This window comes from Hyalangium sp., assembly GCF_045802625.1.
Classification (GTDB): domain Bacteria; phylum Myxococcota; class Myxococcia; order Myxococcales; family Myxococcaceae; genus Hyalangium.
Genome location: NZ_JBJMQP010000057.1, coordinates 52,508 through 74,590 on the forward strand (window position 1 = coordinate 52,508; position 22,083 = coordinate 74,590).

The 22,083-nt window shown below is 69.9% G+C and carries 13 protein-coding genes; 8 read left to right on the forward strand and 5 right to left on the reverse strand.

Annotated features, from left to right (window positions below):
• The first annotated feature begins 27 nt into the window (after positions 1 to 27).
• Entirely contained in the window at positions 28 to 2,619 is a 2,592-nt protein-coding gene (locus ACJ8AT_RS12045; protein WP_407737835.1) for a glycoside hydrolase family 44 protein, read from the forward strand.
• Here the strand turns inward: ACJ8AT_RS12045 and ACJ8AT_RS12050 are convergent.
• The 5 genes from ACJ8AT_RS12050 to ACJ8AT_RS12070 form a co-directional block, all read right to left on the reverse strand.
• Positions 2,534 to 3,658 (reverse strand): acyltransferase family protein, encoded by a 1,125-nt coding sequence (locus ACJ8AT_RS12050; RefSeq protein ID WP_407737836.1) that lies wholly within the window; start codon positions 3,656 to 3,658, stop codon positions 2,534 to 2,536. The genes ACJ8AT_RS12045 and ACJ8AT_RS12050 overlap by 86 nt on opposite strands.
• A gap of 45 nt (positions 3,659 to 3,703) precedes the next feature.
• Positions 3,704 to 4,516: a WecB/TagA/CpsF family glycosyltransferase gene (locus ACJ8AT_RS12055; RefSeq protein ID WP_407737837.1), complete on the reverse strand. Its 813-nt coding sequence runs from the start codon at positions 4,514 to 4,516 to the stop codon at positions 3,704 to 3,706.
• A 32-nt stretch (positions 4,517 to 4,548) separates the two neighbouring features.
• The gene (locus ACJ8AT_RS12060; RefSeq protein WP_407737838.1) at positions 4,549 to 5,064 is read right to left on the reverse strand and encodes an NUDIX hydrolase; all 516 of its coding nucleotides are present in this window, start codon (positions 5,062 to 5,064) and stop codon (positions 4,549 to 4,551) included.
• Positions 5,065 to 7,938, reverse strand: a complete 2,874-nt coding sequence (locus ACJ8AT_RS12065) for a TonB-dependent receptor domain-containing protein (protein ID WP_407737839.1) — start codon at positions 7,936 to 7,938, stop codon at positions 5,065 to 5,067.
• Between the two features lie 110 nt (positions 7,939 to 8,048).
• Positions 8,049 to 8,498, reverse strand: a complete 450-nt coding sequence (locus ACJ8AT_RS12070; protein WP_407737840.1) for an HIT family protein — start codon at positions 8,496 to 8,498, stop codon at positions 8,049 to 8,051.
• Positions 8,499 to 8,707: 209 nt separating this feature from the next.
• Here ACJ8AT_RS12070 and ACJ8AT_RS12075 point away from each other — a divergent pair, with 209 nt between their 5' ends.
• From ACJ8AT_RS12075 to ACJ8AT_RS12105, 7 genes are all read left to right on the forward strand, one after another.
• Entirely contained in the window at positions 8,708 to 10,396 is a 1,689-nt protein-coding gene (locus ACJ8AT_RS12075) for a carboxypeptidase-like regulatory domain-containing protein (protein ID WP_407737841.1), read from the forward strand.
• A gap of 200 nt (positions 10,397 to 10,596) precedes the next feature.
• Positions 10,597 to 11,052 carry a response regulator gene (locus ACJ8AT_RS12080; protein ID WP_407737842.1) on the forward strand — a complete coding sequence of 152 codons (456 nt, stop codon included), beginning with the start codon at positions 10,597 to 10,599 and terminating at the stop codon, positions 11,050 to 11,052.
• 66 nt (positions 11,053 to 11,118) lie between these two features.
• Positions 11,119 to 14,934 carry a protein kinase domain-containing protein gene (locus ACJ8AT_RS12085; protein ID WP_407737843.1) on the forward strand — a complete coding sequence of 1,272 codons (3,816 nt, stop codon included), beginning with the start codon at positions 11,119 to 11,121 and terminating at the stop codon, positions 14,932 to 14,934.
• Between the two features lie 205 nt (positions 14,935 to 15,139).
• Complete coding sequence (locus ACJ8AT_RS12090) at positions 15,140 to 16,099, forward strand: ADYC domain-containing protein (RefSeq protein WP_407737844.1); 960 nt, start codon at positions 15,140 to 15,142, stop codon at positions 16,097 to 16,099.
• 190 nt (positions 16,100 to 16,289) lie between these two features.
• Positions 16,290 to 17,462, forward strand: a complete 1,173-nt coding sequence (locus ACJ8AT_RS12095; RefSeq protein WP_407737848.1) for an efflux RND transporter periplasmic adaptor subunit — start codon at positions 16,290 to 16,292, stop codon at positions 17,460 to 17,462.
• A gap of 42 nt (positions 17,463 to 17,504) precedes the next feature.
• Positions 17,505 to 20,687, forward strand: coding sequence for an efflux RND transporter permease subunit (locus ACJ8AT_RS12100; protein ID WP_407737845.1), 3,183 nt, complete (start codon positions 17,505 to 17,507; stop codon positions 20,685 to 20,687).
• 77 nt (positions 20,688 to 20,764) lie between these two features.
• Positions 20,765 to 22,083, forward strand: a 1,319-nt coding sequence (locus ACJ8AT_RS12105) for a 4-alpha-glucanotransferase (RefSeq protein ID WP_407737846.1), incomplete at its 3' end; no start/stop codon positions are given.

Below are 22,083 nucleotides of genomic sequence, written 5' to 3' on the forward strand. Positions count from 1 at the left end.
AGGTCCTCCCTCACGCCCAAGCCGGGCATGTCGGTGGAGCTGGCGGAGCCCATCTACCAGGGCGGCGTGAAGCCCGGCTGGCAGGACGCCGGCTGGAGCGAGCGCGAGGTGCAGGGCCCGGGCCCCGCGAAGGTGATGATGGCCGACCGGGGCGGGTGGATGCTGAAGCACTCCAGCCCCGTGCACGGCACCTTCGGCGGGCTGGCGCTGCGCTACAAGGCGCCCTCCGGCTTCGGCGAGTTCCTGGAGATCCGCCTGGACTCCGAGGGCAAGACGGTGTTTCCGCGCGTGAGCGTGACTTCGCGGCACGTGCTCGGGCAGGACGGGGACTGGGTGCAGCTGCTCATCCCCATGGCCGAGCTGAACCCGGACATGAAGGCCTTTGATCGGCTCGTCCTCCGGGCGCGCACGAGCGTGGGCTCGGACTGGGTGGAGGTGGAGGGGCTCGGGTTCACGCACCCCGGGGCGCAGATGTCCGAGATGCCCAAGGGCGTGGCCTCGCTGGCGCTGGTGGAGGTGGCCTATCAGGACGGCGTGAAGCCCGGCTGGGAGGCCAGCGGCTGGAGCGAGCGCGAGGTGCAGGGCCCCGGGCCGGCGAAGGTGATGATGGCGGAGCTGGGCGGCTGGTCGCTGCGCCGGATGCAGCCGCTGCAGAGCGGCTTCTCGGGGCTGGCGTTCCGGTACAAGGCGCCCTCCGCATATGGCGACTTCCTGGAGGTCCGCCTGGACGCCGCGGACAAGACGGTGTTCCCGCGGGTGCGCGTGGGGCCCCAGCACGTGGTGAACCACCAGGATGACTGGATTCAGGTGCTGGTGCCGTGGCCGGAGCTGAACCCGAAGATGCAGCCCTTCGACCGGGTGATCATGCGGGCGCACAAGCGCGTGGGCTCGGAGTGGGTGCAGCTGGATTCGCTCGGCTTCACCAGCGCCGAGGCCGCGATGGGGATGGCGGCGCCGGCCATGGAAATGGGAATGGGCATGGGCATGAGCCAGGCGCGCAAGGCGGTGGGGCCTCCCCGGCCCGCGAGCCTGTCCGTGGACTGCACGGCGCCCAGCCACTACATCAGTTCGCAAATCTACGGCATCGCGTTCGACGCGCTGAAGGAGTCCAGCGGCACGGATCAGTGGGAGCTGGGCGCCACGGTGCGCCGCTGGGGCGGCAACCCCACCAGCCGCTACAACTGGAAGCTGAACGCCTGGAACACGGCCAACGACTGGTTCTTCCGCAACACCGCGCCCGGGGACAGGCCGCAGTTCACCTATGACGACTTCCTCATGGCCAACCGCACGCACGGGATGCAGTCCGCGCTCACGCTGCCGATGCTCGGCTGGGTGGCCAGGGACACGAGCTCGGTGAGCTTCCCGCTGTCGAAGTTCGGCCCCCAGGAGAGGATGGACCCCGAGGTGAAGGAGGCGGGCAACGGCCGGTCCTCCTCGGGCCGCGAGCTGACGCCGCTGGCGCCCTCGCAAACAAGCGTGGCGGCTCCGCCCGAGTTCATCGCCGAGTGGGTTCGCGCTCTGCGCCAGAAGGACATGAAGCGCGGCCGCAGCGTGCACATGTACTTCCTCGACAACGAGCCGATGCTGTGGAACTCGACGCACCGGGACGTGCACCCCGAGCCCGCCACGTATGACGAGCTGCTGGAGCGCACCCTCTCCTACGGCACGGCCGTGCGCGAGGCGGATCCGGACGCCGTCATCGCCGGGCCGGCCGAGTGGGGCTGGACGGCCTACTTCCGCTCGGCGGCGGACGTGGCCAAGGGCGCCACGCCGGATGCGGACCGCAAGGCCCACGGCAACCTGCCGCTGCTGCCCTGGTACCTGCGCAAGCTGCGCGAGGAGGAGAAGAAGACGGGCACGCGCATCCTCGACGTGGTGGACGTGCACTACTACCCGCAGGCGGACGGGGTCTCCCCGGACAAGGGCGAGAAGACCGACCCGGAGTCGGCCGCGCTGCGCATCCGCTCCACACGCGCGCTGTGGGATCCAAGCTACAAGGACGAGTCCTGGATCGCCGAGCCGGTGCGGCTCATCCCCCGGCTGAAGAAGATGGTGGAGGACAACTACCCGGGCCGGGGCATCGCCATCGGCGAGTACAACTTCGGCGCCGCGAGGCACATGAGCGGCGGGCTCGCCCAGGCCGAGGCGCTGGGCCGCTTCGCGGAAGGGGGCCTCACCGCGGCCTTCTACTTCGCCACCCCGCCGCCGCGCAGCCCCGCGTGGTGGGCGTTCCGGGCCTACCGCAACTTCGACGGGCACGGCGGCCGCTTCCAGGACGCCTATGTGCCCTCGAGCGCGGAGGAGGGCACCTCGCTCTTCGCCTCGCGCAGCGTGGATGGCCGGCACCTGGTGGCCATTGCCCTCAACGTGGATCCGGACACCGCGCGCAGCGCCCGGGTGGAGCTCAAGGGCTGCGGCGTGCTCAAGGGCTCGCGGGTGATGACGTACGCGGGAGAGCCGAGCGGCTTCGCCGAGCAGCAGGCTCCCGGCATGAGCGCGGGGATGATGGAGGCGCAGCTGCCTCCCTACTCCATCACGGTGTTGGACTTGACGCTGGAGCCGGCGAAGGCGCCGGGGAAGCCTTCGGCTGAGAAGGGCCAGCGGCCAGCTTCTCCTTGAGGCGCAGGAAGCGGCTCTCGAAGTAGCGGTAGCTCAGGCCCGCCATCAGCACGCTCAGGGCCAGGGTCAGCGGGAAGTTCACGGCGAAGCCCTGGCCGGGCGCCGCGCGGCGCACCAGGTTCAAGGCGATCATGTGCATCAGGTAGACGCCGTAGCTGATCATCCCCACGTACCGGATGGGCCGCAGCGTGAGCACGGGCAGCAGGAAGTGGTCCGTGCGGATGCAGCTGGAGACCACCAGCGCCGCCATCAGCATCGAGGTGAGCCAGTAGGGCGTGCCGTTGGTCCCCACCGCGAGCAGGACGAGCGCCATCATCAGCACCGGGACCCAGCGCTGGCCGAGCGCGCGGTACACCCACGCGAAGCCCCGAGGCGAGTGCAGCGCATAGGCCGCCAGGCACCCCATGCAGATGGTGGGCGAGAAGCTGGCGAGGATGCGCACCGAGAGCAGCGAGTCATCCAGCCGCTCCGTCTGCACGGCCCAGGGCGCCCACAGCGAGATGGCGAGCAGCCCCGTCATGAAGAACACCGCGCCCCACCGGTGGGCCGCGCGCATCACGCCGGGCCACATCAGATAGAACTGCTCCTCGGTGGCCAGCGACCAGGCGAAGTAGAAGATGATGCGCTTGTCCGGCTCCAGCGGGACGAACCAGTTGGAGGTGTACGTGAGGAAGGCCGGGAGGTTGGCGAAGAAGTCGGCCCGCTCCATCGTGCTCCGCTCGAACAGGAGCGTCAGCACCACGTACGCGCTGAGCACCGCGTAGTAGAGCGGGAAGATGCGCAGCGCTCTCCGGCCGTAGAAGCGCCCCAGGGAGATCTGCCCGTGCGAGTCATGCTCGCGCAGCAGCAGCGAGGTGATGAGGAAGCCGCTGATGCCGAAGAAGAGCGAGACGCCCAGGTAGCCGCGGCCCACGAAGCCCGAGTGCAGCCCCGAGACGTGGTAGGCCACCACCAGGACGATGCTCAGACAGCGCAATCCGTCCAGCCCCGGGAAGATGCGGGTGCGCAGGAACTCCTCATGGGCGCGAGCGGTATCCATCCAGGGACCAGGAGCGCGCACTTTCCCACGCGCCACACGGACATGTCACGGGGCCCGGCCAGTCCCCTCGGATGCACGGGGGCCGGCCAGGCGAGTCATGGCCACGTGGGAGAAGAACACCGGAATGCCCAGGAGATAACGCCGGGCCAGGCGCTTGGGCTCCAGATAGAGCCGGTACACCCACTCCAGTCCGGTGTTGCGCAGCAGCTCGGGGGCCCGGGTTACTTTGCCTCCCAAAAAGTCGAGGATGGCGCCCCCGTTGACGATGAGCACGGGGTGGGAGAGCCGCTCTCGCAGCCGGACGGCGATGTCCTCCTGCTTGGGCATGCCCATGGCGAGGATGATGAGCTCCGGCTTCGTCTCGGCGGCCAGGTCCAGATACACCTCGGGCGGAGAGAAGCCGTCGTGGCAGGCCACCACCACCAGCCCCTCGGCCTCCAGCTTCTGCCGCGCTGTGTCGAGCCAGGGAGAGCGCGTGCCGAACAGCGCGGCGCGCCGGCCCTTGTAGGCGCGGGCAATCTTGGGGATGAAGTCCGTGCCGTTCATGTTCAGGCCGTGGGGGCGCCCGAAGGCCTTCAGCCCCAGCTTCACGCCAATGCCGTCTCGCAGCAGCAGATCCGAGCGCAGCAGGCTCTCCAGCATGGAGGGGGTGTTCCACCCCAGGTTGGCCGCGTGCGCGTTGACGAAGGAGACGATGTAGGGCCGCGAGGGGTGCTGCAGCTCCTCGAGGAGCGCCGCATGGGCACGCTCGTCGCCGATGCAGTGGATGCGCTGGTGCAGCTCGAGGAACTCGCGCGTGCGCGCGGCCATCGTGCGCCCTGGTAGGCGCTGGGGTGCGCGCTCTGGGATACCCGTCATGGCTCCTGGCTCCTCCGGCGGGGGAAGATACTTCAGGGCGAGCGGGAGCGCCGCCGCGCGGCGTCCGTGAGGTAGGCGCGGACCGGGCCCGACAGGGGGAGCTGAAGCGCGGCGTCCACGTCGATGAAGGCGGCCCACACCACCTCGCGGCGATCGATGGTGAGCGCTGGCTCGGCGTCCACCTCCAGCTCCAGGAAGGAGACGTGGTCGCGCTTGTACTCCTCGTGGTCCACCACGTCATACGCGGCGTGAAGTTCCGCGGCATTCAGGGAGAGGCCCACCTCCTCGCGCAGCTCGCGCAGGCCCGTCTGCACGTGGGACTCGCCCGCGTGGGCGCCTCCTCCCGGCATGCTGAAGAGGCGCTTGTAGGAGTTCTGCAGCAGCAGCACGCGCCGGCCGTGCCACACGCCGACGAAGACACCTTCCACCGGGGGGCGGCGCACGAACCAGTACGCCATGGCCAGCGAGTAGGCGCCGCGGTACGCCACGCGCACCAGGGCATCGGTCAGCTCGCGCGCCGCGGCGCGGGCTTGCCCCAGGGTGCTCATTCAGTAGGTGCCCGTGAGCTGCAGGGTGAAGGTGCGGCCATACTGGGGCACCGGCGCGGTGGAGGACTCCGCGCTCACCGGCAGCACGTACTGCTCGTCCAGCAGGTTCTGCACGCCCGCGAAGTAGCGGAAGCGGGAGAACTCGCCGGAGAGGCCGACCCCCAGCAGCAGCGCCTCGCCGCTGTCCTTGCCTCCCGAGCCGAAGTCGCGGGCGCTCTGGTAGTTGGCCTGCGTGGCCAGCCGCACCTCTCCATTGGCCAGCGGCACCAGCATGCGCCCCGAGATGATGTGGGTGGGCGTGGCGACCTTCACCTCTTCCGAGACGTGGCGCAGGCTGACGTAGGAGTAGCTCAGGTCCACCAGCAGGAAGCGGCCCGGCTGCCAGTGCAGGCCGGCCTCCGCGCCCCAGGCGAGCGTCTCGTCGGTGCTGTTCTTGAAGACGATGCACTGCTCGGTGCCCAGCGGGCTGCCGCACCGGGGCACTGGCAGCGCGTCCGTCTCCAGGGTGATGAGGTTGGAGATGCGGTTGTGGTAGCCCGCGACGGTCAGCCGCAGCTCGTTCGTCAAGTCGTGCGAGTGCTCCAGCTCGAAGGTGGTGATGGTCTCCGGGTCCAACTGCTCCGCGGGCCGCTGGGTGACGAGCCGGTCGTCGTAGAACAGCTCGTAGACGTTGGGGGCGCGGAAGGCGCGGCCGACGACGAGCTTGGTGAGGCCCCCGTCGTACGGCCGCCCGATGAGGGCCAGGCGCGGAGTGATGGGCACCGTGTCCAGGTCCAGGTACTTGTCCAGGCGCAGGCCCGCCGAGAGGCTCAACCGCGGGTGCAGGCGCCACTCGTCCATCAGGTAGAGGGACACCAGGGTGCGCGCCTTCGCCGGCAGGGTGTTGTCTGCCGCCGCGCCGAACGTCTCCTGCTCCACGCGGATCTGCCCCTGGCCTTCCAGGCCCACGGTGAGGCGGTTGCCCTCGAACAGGGCCAGCTGCAGGCGGGCCTCGGAGGAGAGCCAGTCGGCCCGGCCCGCGTCGGTGTCACGCATCAGGCTCGTGCCGTCATCGGACGCGTACATCCAATAGCCGCGGTAGCGGCTCAGGTCGAACGCGCCCCGCAAGGTGAGGTTGACGCTGTCGCTCAAGGGGCGCTCGTAGCGCGCCTCGATGAAGCCGCGGGTGTCCTGCACCTGGGTGCCCTGGGCGCCAATCGCGGTGCCGAAGGGGCCGGTGGGGGTCTCCTTCACGCGGGTGTTGAGGCGGGCCATGAGCGTGAGGTTGCCCAGGCGCGCGTGCAGCGCGCCGCCGAAGCCCCGCTCACCGTCGAGCCCCTGCACGCGGGTATTGGGGGCCAGCAGGGTGCTCTCCGCGCCCGTGGCGCGCAGGGTGGCGCCGGACAGGAGCACGGAGCGATCCACGCCGTTCTCCCATCCCGCGGAGGCATGCAGGCTGGCGGTCCCGAGCGCCCCCACCGTGCCCGTGACTTCCACGTTCCGCTCCAGCCCCAGCGACTCGCGCGGCACCACGTTGATGACGGCGAAGAAGGCGCCGGTGCCGTACAGGGCGCTGCCGGGGCCGCGCACCACCTCGATGCGCTCGACGTCCTCCAGGTCCACCGAGAGATCATGCGCGGCGTAGCCCTGGCCCGCCCACACGTCGTTCATCGAGTGGCCGTCCCAGAGGATGAGGATGCGGGTGTTGAGGTCGCCCGGGGGAGAGAAGCCGCGCACGCCCACGTACGTATAGGTGCGATCGTCCGCGAGGAAGAAGCCGCGCACGCCGGCGAGGGCCTCGGCCAGGGTGCGCCAGCCGAATGCGCGCAGCTCCTCCTGGGTCAGCACGGTGGTGGAGGCGGGGGCCTCGTCCACGGAGGTCAGCCCCTTGGACGCGGCGCGCACGGGCGGAGGGGCGTAGTGCAGCTCGGCGATGACCCGGACCTCCTGGTCGGCCACCACCTTCACCTCCTGGCGCAGGGGGCGCACCTCGAGGCTCTCCACCTCGACGATGTGCTCGCCCTCGGGGAGGGTGATGACGGTGGGAGTGAAGCCCACGGGCTTGCCGTCCACGCGCACGCTGGCGCTCTCGCGGTTGGCGGTGACGACGAGGCGCCCGGTGGGCCTCGTCTGGGCGCCGAGCGCCACGGGCACCTTCACGGCGCCATCGGCGGGGACCTCCACGACGAGCTGCGCGGAGGCGTGGCCGGCCGCGCGCACGTACAGCACGTGCTGCCCGGGCGTCAGCTTCAGCGTCCCGGGCACCCGGGCGAGGACGGCGCCCTCGGGCTCGGTGCGCACCTCGGCGCCTTCGGGCGTGCCGCTGAGCTCCACGGTGCCGGTGATGAGGGACAGCTCGAACTCTTGTGAGACGGAGCGGCCTCGGGAGACGAGGACGGAGGCCTCGGCGGGGCGGTAGCCCTCCTTCTTCACCATCACCTTGTGGCGGCCGGGAGACAGCGCGAGCGTCTGCGGCGAGCGGCCGCGGCTGCCGAGGTCCGCCCGGTCGATGTAGACCTCGGCGCCCTCGGGGGTGCTGGCCACACGCACCAGGGCCACCTTGGGGCGCAGGCGCTCCAGCGCGTGGTGGACCTCGGCGGCGTCCTCGTCCGGGAGCGGATCTCCTGCGAGCAGATCGTTGTAGTAGCGGTAGGCCTCGTTGAAGCGGTTCTGCGCCTCGTAGCAGCGGGCGATGTTGAAGAGGACGTTGCGGTTGGGGACGAGCCGGTAGCTGGTGAAGTAGGAGCGCAGCGCCTCGTTGTAGTTGCCCTTGGAGTAGGCCTCGTTGCCCAGCTCGAAGGCGACGTCCGCCTCATCCGCGGTGTTGTTGGCCAACGCGAAGCCAGGAGCGAGCAGCAGCGACAGGACGAGCAGGGCAGGACGAAGCAATCTCATGGGAGCGCCGTCATTCTCCCCACCCAGGGAGAGGAGGTCCACGGGACAGCCTCCAAAATTCGCACCGGGCCGTGGGCAGGCAGGCGGGCGGGCGCGCGGCTCGCGGGTGCTCAGGGGCCGGCCGCCAGGGCCGCGGCGAGGGTCCGCGCGGCGGCCTCCAGCTCCTCGGGGGAGCGGTGGTCCTCGGCGGGAGCGTCGAAGACGGCGCGGCCCCACAGGTGCCGAGGGGTGTCCGGGAAGCGAGGCACGAGGTGGAGGTGGAAGTGGCGCAGCACATCGCCGATGGCGAAGGCGTAGGCGTGCTCGGCGCCGAGGGCCTGGCGCTGGGCGCGCATCACCCGGGCGGCGAAGGCCCCCAGCTCCCGGGCGACGGCGTCGTCGAGCTCGTACAGGGCGCGGGCGTGGCGCTCGCTGGAGATGACCACCCAGCCGGGCACGGGGCTGGGAGAGGCGACGCCATGGAGCACCAGCCCGGGCGCACGGGCGAGGATCCCGCCCACGGGGCGTGTGGTCCCCTGGACGATGGCACAGCCCAGGCACGGATCATTCACGTCGGACATAGGGGGAAACCGTAACAGGGTAGCCTTTCGGCGCGGCCCCTGAGGAGGATAGAGGGGAAGGTAGGAGCCGCTGACAGATGATCCGGGAGACGCCATGGGTTGAGTGAAGTGTCACCACCTTGACGTCATGTGCCCGAGGTCCGAGAGTGTCGCCCCGCCGCCGTATGTCGCGGCGTGGACTCTTCAGAAACACTTTAAAGGTGGGGACGATGAAGAAGCTGGTGATGGCCCTCGTGCCGGCCCTGATGTTCGGCTGCAGCAGCCCAGAGGACGCGAACGGGGATGGAATTGCCGACGGTGTCCAGGATCCGAACAACGTATCGGTGGTGGTGCCCTCGACGCCGAAGGGCACGGTCTCCGGTCAGGTGCTGACGACGCAGCAGAAGCCGCTGGGAGGGGCCAACGTCTCGCTGACGGTCGGCAGCTCCGCCACGGCGAAGACGGCCACCACGGATGAGGCCGGCAACTTCACCTTCCAGGACGTGCCGGCCGGAGCTCAGGTGCTGCTGACGTTCAGCAAGGACGGCTTTGCTTCGCTTCGCGCCTCCTCCGTCGTGCCGGACTCGGCAGGCAACGTTCCCATCAACAACGGCAACGCGAGCTTCGGCCCTGTCCTGCTGAGCGAGCTCAATGGCCAGGTGAAGATCAACCTCGTCGGCCCCACGGGCCGTCCCGCTGAGGGCGCCAAGGCGACTCTCGATATCGATCCTGCGGGGACTGTCCTCTTTGGCCTGTCCGAGCAGACCAGCAGCAAGGTGGTGGTCGAGGCTGTTGCGGATGCCCAGGGTGTCCTGACCTTCGACAAGGTCCCGAACCCGATCGAGGCCAATCGGCTCGGTGCGCAGTACAGGCTCTCTGTTGCCGCGATGGACACCAACGGTGATGGCGTGTTCGAGACCGGTGGCCTCGTGCGCGTTTACTCTTCCCAGACCCTGATTACTTCGGGGACGGTCAAGACCGAGAGCCTGCCGTACGGTTACAACCCGCCCGCGGGTACGCTCGCGATCGACTACAGCAATGTCGCCGCGCTGAAGGGCAGCTCGTACCTCCCCTTGTTCAACATGATCAAGCCGGGCGAGAACATCTATATCGTCTTCAACCAGCCCGTGCAGTCCAGCTCGGTCATCGTGGGGCTGACGGACGAGTATGGCCGCGAGAGCCTGGGTATCTCCAAGTCACTGGCCAGCGGAGGTACCGTCCTCACCCTCACGCCGTCGCAGGCGATCCAGGCGGGCCGGGAGTACAACCTCTATCTGCGTGCAGTCGCGCTCAATGGAGCGGCCAGCGGCGGTAGCGTGTACGCCACCTCCCCCTCCGTTGCCTTCTTCGCAGGAGATCCGGCCAATCCCCTGGCCATCAGCGTCGAGAGCGTGAAGTTCCAGGAGTCGGGAACGAACAATGGACTGATCGACAACGGTGAGCTCGTCTACGTCAACTTCAACCAGGTGATGACGGCGCGTCTTGCGACCTCCTCCTACGCCTATGTGTTCGTGGGGGCGGACCTCAACAACAGCGGCAAGATTGGTGATGCCCCCGGCGAGAGGGACCCGTCCACGGGCAAGATCTTGAGTGCGACGTCAGGGTTCCTGCTCGCGCCGGCGGAGCCTACGGCTCCCATTGCCACCAAGAACCCGCCGGAGAAGCCAGTCTTCCCCTTCAACACGTCGGGTTACACGACGCGCTTCCGCTTCCAGTACACGCCGCCGGCACTCCCGACGACTCCCACCACCTATACGCCGTTCAATCCGACCTCCAACATCCCCATCTACATTCTCTACAGTGCACTCACCCCGACCTCGGACGTATATGAGTCGGGCTGGGGTGTTCCTCAGACGTCCGACGTCACGATCAGCGGCTCTTCTGTCACCCCCATTGCCGTGCCGGTCGCGGTCCCGTAGTCCGGATGGGCTGAACCCTGCTGCAACGCCGTACCGCCGCCCTCTCGGAGCTTGGCTTCGAGGGGGCGGTGTCGTTTTCCGGACACTCCGACAGCCCGGTGGTACACCCTCCGCCCCCAGGGGGGACGGGGCGCGCGGCCCAGTCCGTGTATAGAATGATCCCGCCCCCGTATCCCTGTTCGCCGGAGAACCCCAGCGCCATGAGCCAATCGGCCACGAAAGTCCTTCCGCCAGCCGAGGTAGGTGCCAGCGCCGAGTCTGCACCCTCCAAGAAGCGCGTCCTCGTCGTCGATGACTTCGATGACGCCCGGGAGATGTATGCCGAGTACCTGGAGTTCGCCGGCTTCCAGGTGGAGACGGCTCGCAACGGCCAGGAGGCCGTCGAGAAGGCCCAGGAGGCCAACCCCGACATCATCCTCATGGACCTGTCCCTGCCCGTGATGGATGGCTGGGAGGCCACTCGCCTCATCAAAGGCGACAACCGCACCCGCGACATCCCCGTGATGGCGCTCAGCGGCCATGTGCTCGCCGGCAGCGAGAACCAGGCCAAGGATGCCGGCGCCGACGAGTTCGTCGCCAAGCCCTGTCTGCCGCAGGACCTCGAGAACAAGATTCGCAACATGCTCAAGCCGAGCAAGGCGAAGGACAAGCGCTAGCCTCCCCGCATGCACTGGCTCCCGGGGCGGCTTGATTGCCGAGGTCCGGGCGCGTAGGCACCTACCGTGGCCTCTCCCGCCTCCTCTGCGCCGCCGGATACGTGGACTCCTCCCGAGGAGTTCGATGAGTATCGCCTGATCCGGCTCATCGGCCGCGGGCGCACGGGAAGGGTGTATCTGGCCCACGACACGCTGCTCGAGCGCCCCGTGGCGGTGAAGTTCATCCCCACCCTGGGCCAGAACGCCCTGGCCCGCTTCCTCGTCGAGGCCCGCGCCGCCGCTCGCATCCAGCACCCCAACGTCGTCACCCTCTACCGCGTGGGGCAGCTCGAGGATCAGCCGTACCTCATCTCCGAGTTCATCCGCGGCGTCAGCCTGGACCGGCTCGCCAAGCCCGTGCCCTCCGAGCGCGCGCTGTCCATTGGCAAGGATCTGGCGCGCGGGCTGAGCGCGGCGCACCGCCGCGGCGTGCTGCACCGGGACATCAAGCCCGGCAACGCCGTGCTCACCGAGAGCGGTGAGGTGAAGCTGCTCGACTTCGGGCTGGCCAAGCTGCTGGATCCGACCGCCTCGGCGGAGAGCGCTCAGCGCCCGGCGCGCGCCCCGTCTCCCCCGGAGCTGCCCGCGGAGCTCGATCCCGAGGCCAGCCCCGGCTTTGGCGCCCGCTCGCTGGATGGGGTCTTCCTCCCCTCGCTGCCTCGGGGCGCCCTGGTGGGCACTCCTTATTACATGTCGCCCGAGGCCTGGGCTGGCGAGGAGCTGACGGCGCGCAGTGACGTGTACTCGCTGGGCGTCGTCCTCTACGAGCTGAGCGCGGGCAAGGGCCCCTTCCGGGACGTGCCGTGGCGGGAGCTCTCCGAGGCGGTGCGCTCGCGGGATGCGCGCCCCCTGGCCGAGGCCGCTCCGGGGGTGGAGCCGAACTTCGCCGCCGTCATCGATCGCTGCCTGCGGCGCGAGCCCTCCGAGCGCTACGCCTCCGCCGCGGCGATGCTGGACGCGCTGGAGCAGATCGGCCGGGACGAGGGCGCCGTGGGGGCCATCCCCGAGGGCAACCCGTTCCGCGGCCTGCAGGCCTTCGAGGCCGAGCACCGCGCCCTCTTCTTCGGCCGCCGGCGCGAGCAGCGCGCGGTGCTGGAGCGCCTCAAGGGCGAGCCCTTCCTGCTCATCACCGGCGACTCGGGCGTGGGCAAGTCCTCGCTGTGTCTGGCCGGCGTCATCCCCCTCATCGCCGACGGGGCGCTGGAGGATGGCCGGCGCTGGAGGAGCGTCCGGCTGGTGCCAGGCCGCCGCCCGGTGGCCGCGCTCGCCGCCGCCCTGGCGCCCGTGCTGGAGATGCAGGAGGAGGCGCTGGCGGAGTTGCTCCACACGGAGCCGACGGGGCTGGCTCGGCGGCTGCGCGCGAAGCTGGGCGCGCAGGATGGCCTCGTCATGTACGTGGATCAGCTCGAGGAGCTGGTGACGCTCGCCAGCGCCGAGGAGGCGATGCAGGCGGGCGTCGCGCTGGGCGAGCTGGCCGAGGGCGTCACCGGCGTGAGGCTGCTGACCACCGGCCGCAGTGACTTCCTCACCCGGTTGACGGCCGTGCCGGGGTTGGGCGCCGAGGTGCCTCGCGCGCTGTACCTGCTGCGCGCGCTCACGCCCGAGGAGATGCGCGAGGCCATCGTCGGCCCGGCGCGCGTCAAGGGCGTGCGCTTCGAGTCCGAGGCGCTGGTGGACACGCTGGTGGCGGCGACGGCGGCCACCGAGGGTGGGCTGCCGCTGCTCCAGTTCGCCCTGGCCGAGCTGTGGGAGGCGCGCGACAAGGCCGCCGAGGTCATCACCCAGGCGGCGCTGGATGGGCTGGGCGGAGTGGCGGGCGCCCTGGCCCGGCACGCGGACGCGGCGGTGGACAGCCTGCTGCCGGATCAGCGCATCGCCGCCCGAGGCGTGCTGCTGCGGTTGATCACCGCGGACGGGACGCGGGCGCGCAAGACGGACCGCGAGCTGGTGGGGGATGATCCTCGCTACCGCGCGGCGCTGGAGGCGCTGGTGCGCGCGCGCCTGCTGGTGGCGCGCGAGGCCGAGGAGGGCACCTCCTACGAGGTGGCTCACGAGGCGCTCGTCACCGGCTGGAAGACGCTGGCGCGCTGGCTGGTGGAGGCCGCCGAGCGCCGCGAGGTGCAGGCCCGGCTCGAGGTGGCCGCCGCGCACTGGGAGCGGCTGGGCCACACGCGGGATGTGCTCTGGGGGCCTCGGCAGCTGGCGGAGGCGGCGGTGCTGGACCCGGGCGAGCTCACCCGCCGCGAGCAGGAGTTCCTGGAGGCCTCCCGCCGCACGGTGGTGCGCAGCCGCAGGGCGCGTCGAGCGTTGGCCGCGGGCTTCCTCGCGCTGCTGGCGCTGGTCTACGGCGGCGGCCGGTTGCGCGAGCGCTGGCAGCTGGAGGAGCAGGTCCGGGAGCAGTTCGCCCAGGCCACCCACGAGTTCAAGCAAGCGCAGGACGAGCGCGAGGCGTTCAACGCCGAGCGCACCGAGGCCTTCCGCCTCTATGGCACTGGCCAGAAGGCGGAGGCGGACAGGACGTGGGCCCACGCCCTCAGCCACGGCACGCAGGTCCGCCAGCGCTTCGACACCGTGGCCTACCAGCTCGAGCGCGCGCTGGGGCTCTCCCCCGAGCAGCAGGACATCAAGCGCAAGCTGGCGGAGTGTCTGTACGAGCGCGCCCTGCTGGCCGAGCAGGAGGGAGAGTCCATCGCCCTTCCGGCGCTGCTGCAGCGGCTGCGGCTGTATGACAGGGATGAGCGGTACTGGCAGCAGTGGAACGCCCCGGCCCGGCTCTCGTTGGAGGTGGAGGCGTCCGGCGCGGTGGCCGAGCTGCGCCCCATGGCTCGAGACGCGCAGGGCCATGAAACCCTGGGCGAGCCCGTGCCGCTGGGCGAGAGCCCCTGGAAGGACGTGGAGGTGGCGCCCGGGTACTACCAGCTCACGATGCATGCGCCTGGCCGTGAGCCGGCGGGCTTGCCCATCCACCTGACGCGCGGCCAGCAGCTTCATCTCCCCGTGCTCCTGCCTCGCGCGGGCTCGATTCCCAAGGGCTTCATCTATGTCCCCCCAGGCCCCGTGCTCTTTGGCAGCGGCCTGGAGGCGGGCGTGCGGGACTTCTACAACACCATCCCGCTTCGGGAGCTCGAAACCCCGGGCTACCTCATCGCCCGCTACGAGACGACGTACGCGGACTGGATCGCCTTCCTGGATGACTTGCCCGAGCAGGAGCGCGCGGCTCGGACCCCTTCCGTGGGCGCCTCCTATATGGGCACGCTGCGGCTGCAGCAGGAGGCGGGCACCTGGGTGCTGCACCTGCAGCCCAGCTCCGCGGGGCCCTACGTGGTGCGCGCGGGGCAGAAGCTGCACTACGCCAAGCGGGATCGCCGCGTCGAGCAGGACTGGCTGCGCATGCCCGTCACCGGCATCGCCTTCGATGACGCGGAGGCGTACACGAAGTGGCTCGCGCGCACGGGCCGGGTGCCGGGGGCGCGGCTGTGCTCGGAGCTGGAGTGGGAGCGCGCCGCCCGCGGCGTGGACGGGCGCGAGTTCCCCCACGGCGACACGCTCGGCCCGGATGACGCCAACGTGGACCTCACCTACGGCAAGGAGCCCGGCGGCTTCGGCCCGGACGAGGTGGGCAGCCACCCCCTGTCCCGCAGCCCCTTCGGCGTGGAGGACATGGCCGGCAATGCCTGGGAGTGGGCCGTGGCCTGGCTCCAGCCGGGCAAGCCCATGCTGCGGGGTGGGAGCTACTACTACGCGGTCAGCTCCGCCCGCTCCTCCAACCGGGAGCTTCCAGAACGGACGCTGCGCGAGCTTTCCGTGGGACTCCGGGTATGTGCGGAACCACCCGCCAGGTAGTGCACTGCGCCATAGAGTGCACCCGTTTGGCCTACCCCACGAACTGCTGAGTAGCGGACGAACGAGCGTTGTGCCTCGTACTTTCGGCTAACTCGAGTGCCCGCGAGTCAACGGTGCAAGGGCCCCACGGCTTCCCGGCCGCTTGCCGCCCGACAAGGCGCTGCACACCGTCCGCCCAGTCCAAACAGGACGGTGGAGGCGTTCCATGGGTGCTAAGGGCTTGGTCGGTGCGGCGATGGCCGCTTGGATGGTGGTGGGGTGTGGGGTGGCCGAGACTCAGGAGCCCGGCACTTCCTCTCTGGAGACCGCGAAGGCCGCGGTGGTGGTGGCCAACGGGGTGCAGCTCAACGGCATCAACCCCAATGGCATCAACCCCAACGGCATCAACCCCAACGGCGTGCTGGCGAACCGCATGCTGCTCTCGGTGCGTTACGACGACGTGAAGGTTCCGGGCGCCGCCCCGTTCTCGCAGACGTGGATCCAGGGCTCCGAGCTGCATGGCCTGATCGACACGCAGGAGCTGTCCGGCCCCGACTTTCTGCAGGCGCGCTTCGTCGCGGACCTGGACGACGGCTCCCAGGTGAACCTGCGCATCGACAACGTGACGCAGGGCAGCGGCGCGGATGCGGACGTCTGGTCCTACCGCGTCTCCTACCTGGAGAATGACGGCCAGTGGTACCCGCTCTGCAAGACGCTGGACGGCACGGACTCGGACGCCATCGCGCTGGATGCCGTGTGGAACTATGGCCAGGGCGTGGCGGGGGGCGGCTCGAAGATCCACTCCACCACCGGGTTCACCTTCGCGTGTGACGGCTACGCGCTGGCCAAGTGCGTGCGCTTTGGCTACGCGCCCTGGCGCTCGGTGAACGGCGTGAGCCTGGAGGACTACCACCAGGCCTGCACCCGGCTGCTGCGCGCGGACTTCTGCGGCGATGGCACCCCGCACACCCAGAATGGCAACCTGGTGAACATCTATGACTCGGTGAGCGTGCAGACGGACGCCGCGAGCTGGCAGCCCGAGGCCCTGTGGAACGCCAACGGCGCGAGCTGCTTCACCTCGCACAACCGCTCCACCACGCCGATCCAGTGCGCGGATGGCCGCACGGTGAGCGCCTGCGAGCCGAGCTTCTCGTCGAGCACGCTGATCATCAGCGAGACGCCGTGAGCCCTGCTCGGGACGTTGCCGGGCGCTGACCCCAGGGTGCCGATCCTTGTTGCCCGCTCGACGGGGCGGCGGTTGATCCGTCCACGTGCGGGCAAGCGCCTGACGGCCGATGGGCCCCTGACTGGCACCTCACTACCGGAAGCCTGAGTCTCTATAGGTCGTAGCCGACCGGAGATGGGGGTCACCGGTGATGCGAGAGGTTCCGAGTAAGCAGAGGGGCTCCCGCGCCAGGGCCTGCCGGGCCGGCGTCCTGCTGGGAGCCCTGGCCTGCCTGGTGGGGTGTAACGGCCAGAGGGGCGAGGCCGCGGCGCAGGATCCCGAGAGCCCGGTGACGCTCGGGCCGGAGAATGTGGCGCGCGTCGAGCCCCGGGTGTTGCAGAGCGGGCCGGTGATCTCCGGCTCGCTGCACGCAAGGCAGGCGGCCACCCTGCGCGCGGAGGTGGGCGGCTCCGTCGTGGAGGTGAAGGCCGACCAGGGGCAGCCGGTGAAGCGCGGGCAGTTGCTGGCGCGCATCGATGATGTGGCCTTGCAGGACCAGCTCCTGGCCGCACGCACCGCGGCACGGGTCGCGGAGAGCGCGCTGCAGGTGGCGGCCGCCGAGGAAGAGCGGAGCGAGAGGCTGGCCAAGGGGGAGGTCATCACCCGGAGGGATCTCGAGCGGGTGCAGCTCGCTCGGCATCAGGCCCAGGCCCAGGCCGCCGAGGCCCAGTCCCGCCTGTTGCTGGTGAGAGAGCAGCTGGGCCGCACGCACATCATCGCGCCCTTTGATGGCGTGGTGAGCGAGCGGCAGGTGAACGCGGGGGATGTCGTGCAGCCGGGCGCGCCCCTGCTCACGGTGGTGGACCCCACGAGCCTGGAGCTGGAGGCCTCGGTTCCCGCCGAGTACGCGGGGCTCATCAAGGCGGGGACACCGGTGGACTTCCACCTCCCCGGCGGCGGCGAGCAGAGCTTCTCGGGGAAGATTGAACGCATCAACCCGGCGGTGGATCCGTCCACCGGCCAGGTGCGCATCTACGTGACGATCCCCAACGTGCGGCAAGCGCTGCTGGTGGGGCTGTTTGCCCAGGGGCGGGTGGCCTCCGAGTCCAAGGAGGCGGTGTCGCTGCCGCTGGCTGCGTTGGACCTGCGCACCACGCAGCCCTCGGTGCTGCGCGTGCGGGACGGCAAGGTGGAGCGCGTCCCGGTGACGGTGGGCCTGCGCGATGACGTGGCCCAGCAGCTCGAGGTGCGCTCGGGCCTCCAGGCCGGGGACGTGGTGGTGCTGGGCTCGGCGCGCGATCTGGCCGAGGGCACTCGCGTGCAGGTGGCCCAGGCGCAGCAGGCTCCCACGGGGCAAGGCCCCGCAACTCCCGTTCCCCGCTGAGGCCGCTCCTCCGCCCTCTCACGCTCTCTCCGAGGAGCCGCCGTGTTCATCTCCGACTTCGCCATCAAACGTCCCATCGTCACCATCACCGTCATGGTGGCGCTGGTCGCCTTCGGGCTCGTCGCGCTGCTCAACCTGGAGACGGACGAGTTCCCGGATGTGCAGCAGCCCGTCATCGGCGTCACCGTCGTCTACCCGGGCGCCTCGCCGGACACGGTGGAGCGCGAGCTGGTGGACCCCATCGAGGACGCCATCTTCAGCATCAGCGGGGTGGACGCGAGCAAGACGGTCTCGGCCGCCACGGACGGCCTGGCCCAGTTCACGGTCTTCTTCGACTACTCCAAGGACATCCAGCAGGCCTCGCAGGACATTCGGGATGCCATCTCCAGCAAGCGCGCGGATCTGCCGCAGGAGATGGAGGAGCCCATCCTCACGCGGTTTGATCCGTCGGATCTGCCCATCGTCTCGCTGACGCTGACGTCGGACACGCTGCCGGCCACGCAGCTGTCGCGCATCGCGGATCCGACGGTGGTGCGCGAGCTGCGCTCGGTGCCGGGCGTGGCGCAGGTGACGGTGGTGGGCGGCATCGAGCGCGAGCTGACGGTGGAGCTCAAGCCGGCGGCGCTCCAGGCGGCGGGGCTGAGCGTGGCGCAGGTGGTGCAGGCGCTGCAGACGCAGAACCTGGCGGCGCCGGTGGGCCGCATCACCGGGAAGCTGGAGGAGGAGACCATCCGCCTGAAGGGCCGGCTGGAAGCTCCGGAGGACTTCGCCAACCTGGTTGTCGCCGAGCGCAACGGGCAGGCCATCCTCTTGGGGCAGGTGGCCTCGGTGCGGGATGGGACGGAGGAGCCGCGCACGCTGGCGCTCTTCAACGAGAGCCAAGCGGTGGGCATCGACGTGCTGAAGGCCAAGGGCTACAGCACCACCCAGGTGAGTGACGCCCTGCGCGAGCGCGTGAAGGCGCTGCAGCCGAAGCTGCCTCCGGGCGCGCGGCTGGAGCTGGTGGTGGACGCGGGCACGCGCGTGTCCCACGCGGTGACCAACGTGGAGGAGGCGCTCTTCGAGGGTGCCATCCTCACCGTGCTGGTGGTGTTCCTCTTCCTCAACTCGTGGCGCTCCACGGTGATTACGGGGCTGGCGCTGCCGGTGAGCGTGCTGGCCTCGTTCATCAGCGTCTGGGTGTTCGGCTTCACGCTCAACACCATGTCGCTGCTGGGCCTGTCGCTGGCCATCGGCATCCTGATCGACGACGCCATCGTGGTCCGCGAGAACATCGTCCGGCACATCGAGATGGGGAAGGACCACTACAAGGCGTCTCGGGAGGCCACGAACGAGATCGGCCTGGCGGTGGCGGCCACCACGTTCTCCATCGTGGCGGTGTTCGTGCCGGTGGCCTTCATGTACGGGGTGGCTGGGCAGTGGTTCAAGCCGTTCGCGCTCACCATCGCGTGCGCGGTGCTGGTGTCGCTGTTCGTGAGCTTCTCGCTGGATCCGATGCTCTCGGCGTACTGGGCGGATCCGCAGGTGGAGAAGGGCGCGCGCAAGGGGCCCATCTCGCGGACGCTCTCGCACTTCAACCGCTGGTTTGATCGGCAGGCGGACAACTACAAGCGCGTCATCGCCTGGGCGCTGGATCACCGGCTGGCCATGGTGCTGCTGGCGGTGGGCTCGCTCGTGGGCGCGCTGGCGCTGCAGGGGGTGTTCGGCGGCGCGGGGTTCGTCCCCGTGAGCGACCGCAGCGAGATTGATCTCCTGGTGGAGACACCTCCCAGCTCGAGCCTGGAGTACACGCGGCGCAAGGTGGAGGAGCTGTCCCAGCTGGCCCGCGCGCACCCGGAGGTCGAGTACACGTACTCCACCCTTGGCACGCCGCTGCCGCTGCGCTCACCGGGCGTTGATCAGGCGCTGGTGTACGTGCGGCTCAAGCCCAAGAGCGAGCGCAAGCAGAGCCAGGATGCGCTGGGCCATGTCCTGCGCGACGAGGTGAAGCGGCTGGGCGGAGTGCGGGTGTCCGTGTTCACCAGCGGGTTTGGTGGCGCGTTCAAGCAGATCCAGCTCGAGCTGCGCGGGACGGATGCGCGCACCCTCAACCTGCTGGCCGAGCAGGTGATGCACGAGGTGGAGAAGGTACCGGGCGCGGTGGACGTGGGCCTGTCCACGCGCGGCCAGAAGCCGGAGCTGGAGGTGGAGCTGCGCCGCGGCATCGCCGGGCAGCTCGGGGTGACGGTGGGGCAGGTGGCGCAGTCGCTGCGGCCAGCGTTCGCGGGGCTGGACTCGGGGGACTGGGTCGATCCCACGGGAGAGACCCGTGACGTGATGGTGCGGCTGGCCCCGGAGGCCCGCGCGAGCCCGAGCGATCTGGCGCAGCTCCCGTTGGTGCTCTCGGGCGGGCCGGGGGGAGCGCCGGTGGTGGTGCCGCTGGGGCAGGTGGCGGAGGTGCGCGAGACGCTGGGGCCCGCGCAGATCAACCACCTCAACCGGGACAAGGTCATCAACGTGCAGGCCAACGTGGAGGGGCGCTCGCTGTCTGAGGTGCTGAGGGACATCCGGGCGCGCATCCAGAAGGTCCGGCTGCCGCAGGGCTACAAGATCACCGAGGGCGGCGAGGCCGCGGACCAGACGGAGGTCTTCACCCGCATCTTCACGGCGCTCATCATCGCGGTGCTGCTGATGTACCTCATCCTGGTGGTGCAGTTCGGCTCGTTCCTGGATCCGCTGGCCATCCTCATCTCGCTGCCGCTGTCGCTCATCGGCGTGGTGCTGGCGCTGCTCGTCACCGGGGACACGCTGAACATCATGAGCCTCATTGGCGTCATCCTGCTGATGGGCATCGTGGCGAAGAACGCCATCCTGCTGATCGACTTCGCCAAGTGGTCCCACGAGCGGCGCGGGCTGCCGCTCCGGGACGCGCTCATCGAGGCGGGGCGCATCCGCTTGAGGCCCATCATCATGACGACGCTCGCGCTGATCGCCGGCATGATCCCGGTGGCGCTGGGGCGAGGCGAGGGCGCGGACTTCCGTGCGCCGCTGGGACGCGCGGTCATCGGCGGCGTCATCACCTCCACGCTGCTCACGCTGCTGGTGATTCCGACGGTGTACGAGATCCTCTCGGATGCGCGGAGATGGATCCTCGGCAAGTTCCGGAAGTGGTTCGGGCGGGGCAAGCCCGAGCCGGCGCACGGAGGCGGAGAGCCGCGCCCGGTGCCGCAAGCGCCTCAGGAGTGAGAGCGGACTCAGAGTGGACACTCGGAAGGCGAGCCGCATCGGCTATGGTTCCCACCGCGCAGTGGCTCGGGGAGCTCATGGCTGAACGGAAGTGGTCGGACGAATTCCTGGAGGAGATGCGGAGGCTCGTGGCCGAGGCGCTGGAGGCGCTGGACGTGCGCAACCTGGTGCTCGGCATCCACGATCCGAGCTTTCCCAGCGAGCCCGACGAAGACACCGGCCGTGGCTCGCCCTACACCCGAGGCGCCGCCCGCTTTCTTGAGTTCGCCCGCGCGCTGGGCTTCACCGGCATTCAGCTCGGCCCCCAGGGGCAGACCTCCGAGTTCAATGCGTCGCCCTATGACTCGACGCTCTTCTCACGCAACGTGCTCAATGCTCCGCTCGCCGCGTTGACCGAGGAGGAGTGGGGCCAGTTGCTGAGCCCCGAGCGGCTGGCGTCGCTTGTGTCCTCTCGCCCTGCTGGAGCCAGTCCCGGCGAGCGATACCGCTACGCTTTCCGCACCCAGCACGCCGCGCTCGATGAGGCGTGGACGGCCTTCCAGCGTGAACGCCTCCGGCAGGATGCGCGCCTGGCGATTCGGGAGCTGGCCCGGCGCTTCGAGGCGTTCACGAAGGAGCACCGGGACTGGCTCAAGCGCGATGCCCTCTTCGAAGCGCTCTGCGTCGAGCATGGGCAGCGCGATTGGCGGCAGTGGGCCGGGCAGGGAGAGGCGGCGCTCGACTCGCGGCTGTTCGCTCCGCGGCCGGGGGAAGAGCAGGCGTGCGCGGCACGCATCCGAGCCCTGGCCGCGAAGTACTCGGAGCTCCTCGAGCGCTGCGCCTTCCACCAGTTCCTCGTGCACTCCGCTCACCAGCAACTGCGCACCCGCGCGGCAAGCTGGGGGCTCAAGCTCTACGGAGATCTGCAGATCGGCTTCTCGCTGGAGGACGCGTGGGCGTGGCAGGACCTCTTCCTGCGCACGTACCTGATGGGCGCTCCGCCCAGCCGCACCAACCCCGAGGGCCAACCGTGGAACTACCCGGTGCTGGACCCCAACCGCTTCTTCGAGCCGCGCCTGGGCCTCGAGCCCGAGCGCCGCTCCGGTCCCGTGCTGCGCTTCATGGAAGCGCGCATGGACAAGATGCTCGGGGAGTATGACGGGCTGCGCATCGATCACCCGCACGGGCTGGTGTGCCCCTGGGTCTACCGCTCCGGCGAGCCGGACGCGCTGCGCGCGGTGCAGACAGGCGCCCGGCTGTTCGACTCGCCGGACCTGCCGGATCACCCGGAGCTGGCCCGGTACGCCATCGCCACCTCGGAGCAGCTCGATCGCTCGGTGCCGCGCTATGCGGACGGGTGGGTGCGCTCGCTCACTCCGGAGCAGGTGCGCCAGTACAGCATCCTCTTCGACACCAT

Coding starts and splice junctions, on each gene's coding strand:
- ACJ8AT_RS12080 (WP_407737842.1), top strand. CDS start 10,597: ATGAGCCAATCGGCCACGAAAGTCCTTCCGCCAGCCGAGGTAGGTGCC.
- ACJ8AT_RS12065 (WP_407737839.1), bottom strand. CDS start 7,938: ATGAGATTGCTTCGTCCTGCCCTGCTCGTCCTGTCGCTGCTGCTCGCT.
- ACJ8AT_RS12045 (WP_407737835.1), top strand. CDS start 28: ATGTCGGTGGAGCTGGCGGAGCCCATCTACCAGGGCGGCGTGAAGCCC.
- ACJ8AT_RS12055 (WP_407737837.1), bottom strand. CDS start 4,516: ATGACGGGTATCCCAGAGCGCGCACCCCAGCGCCTACCAGGGCGCACG.
- ACJ8AT_RS12060 (WP_407737838.1), bottom strand. CDS start 5,064: ATGAGCACCCTGGGGCAAGCCCGCGCCGCGGCGCGCGAGCTGACCGAT.
- ACJ8AT_RS12090 (WP_407737844.1), top strand. CDS start 15,140: ATGGGTGCTAAGGGCTTGGTCGGTGCGGCGATGGCCGCTTGGATGGTG.
- ACJ8AT_RS12070 (WP_407737840.1), bottom strand. CDS start 8,498: ATGTCCGACGTGAATGATCCGTGCCTGGGCTGTGCCATCGTCCAGGGG.
- ACJ8AT_RS12095 (WP_407737848.1), top strand. CDS start 16,290: ATGCGAGAGGTTCCGAGTAAGCAGAGGGGCTCCCGCGCCAGGGCCTGC.
- ACJ8AT_RS12050 (WP_407737836.1), bottom strand. CDS start 3,658: ATGGATACCGCTCGCGCCCATGAGGAGTTCCTGCGCACCCGCATCTTC.
- ACJ8AT_RS12075 (WP_407737841.1), top strand. CDS start 8,708: ATGAAGAAGCTGGTGATGGCCCTCGTGCCGGCCCTGATGTTCGGCTGC.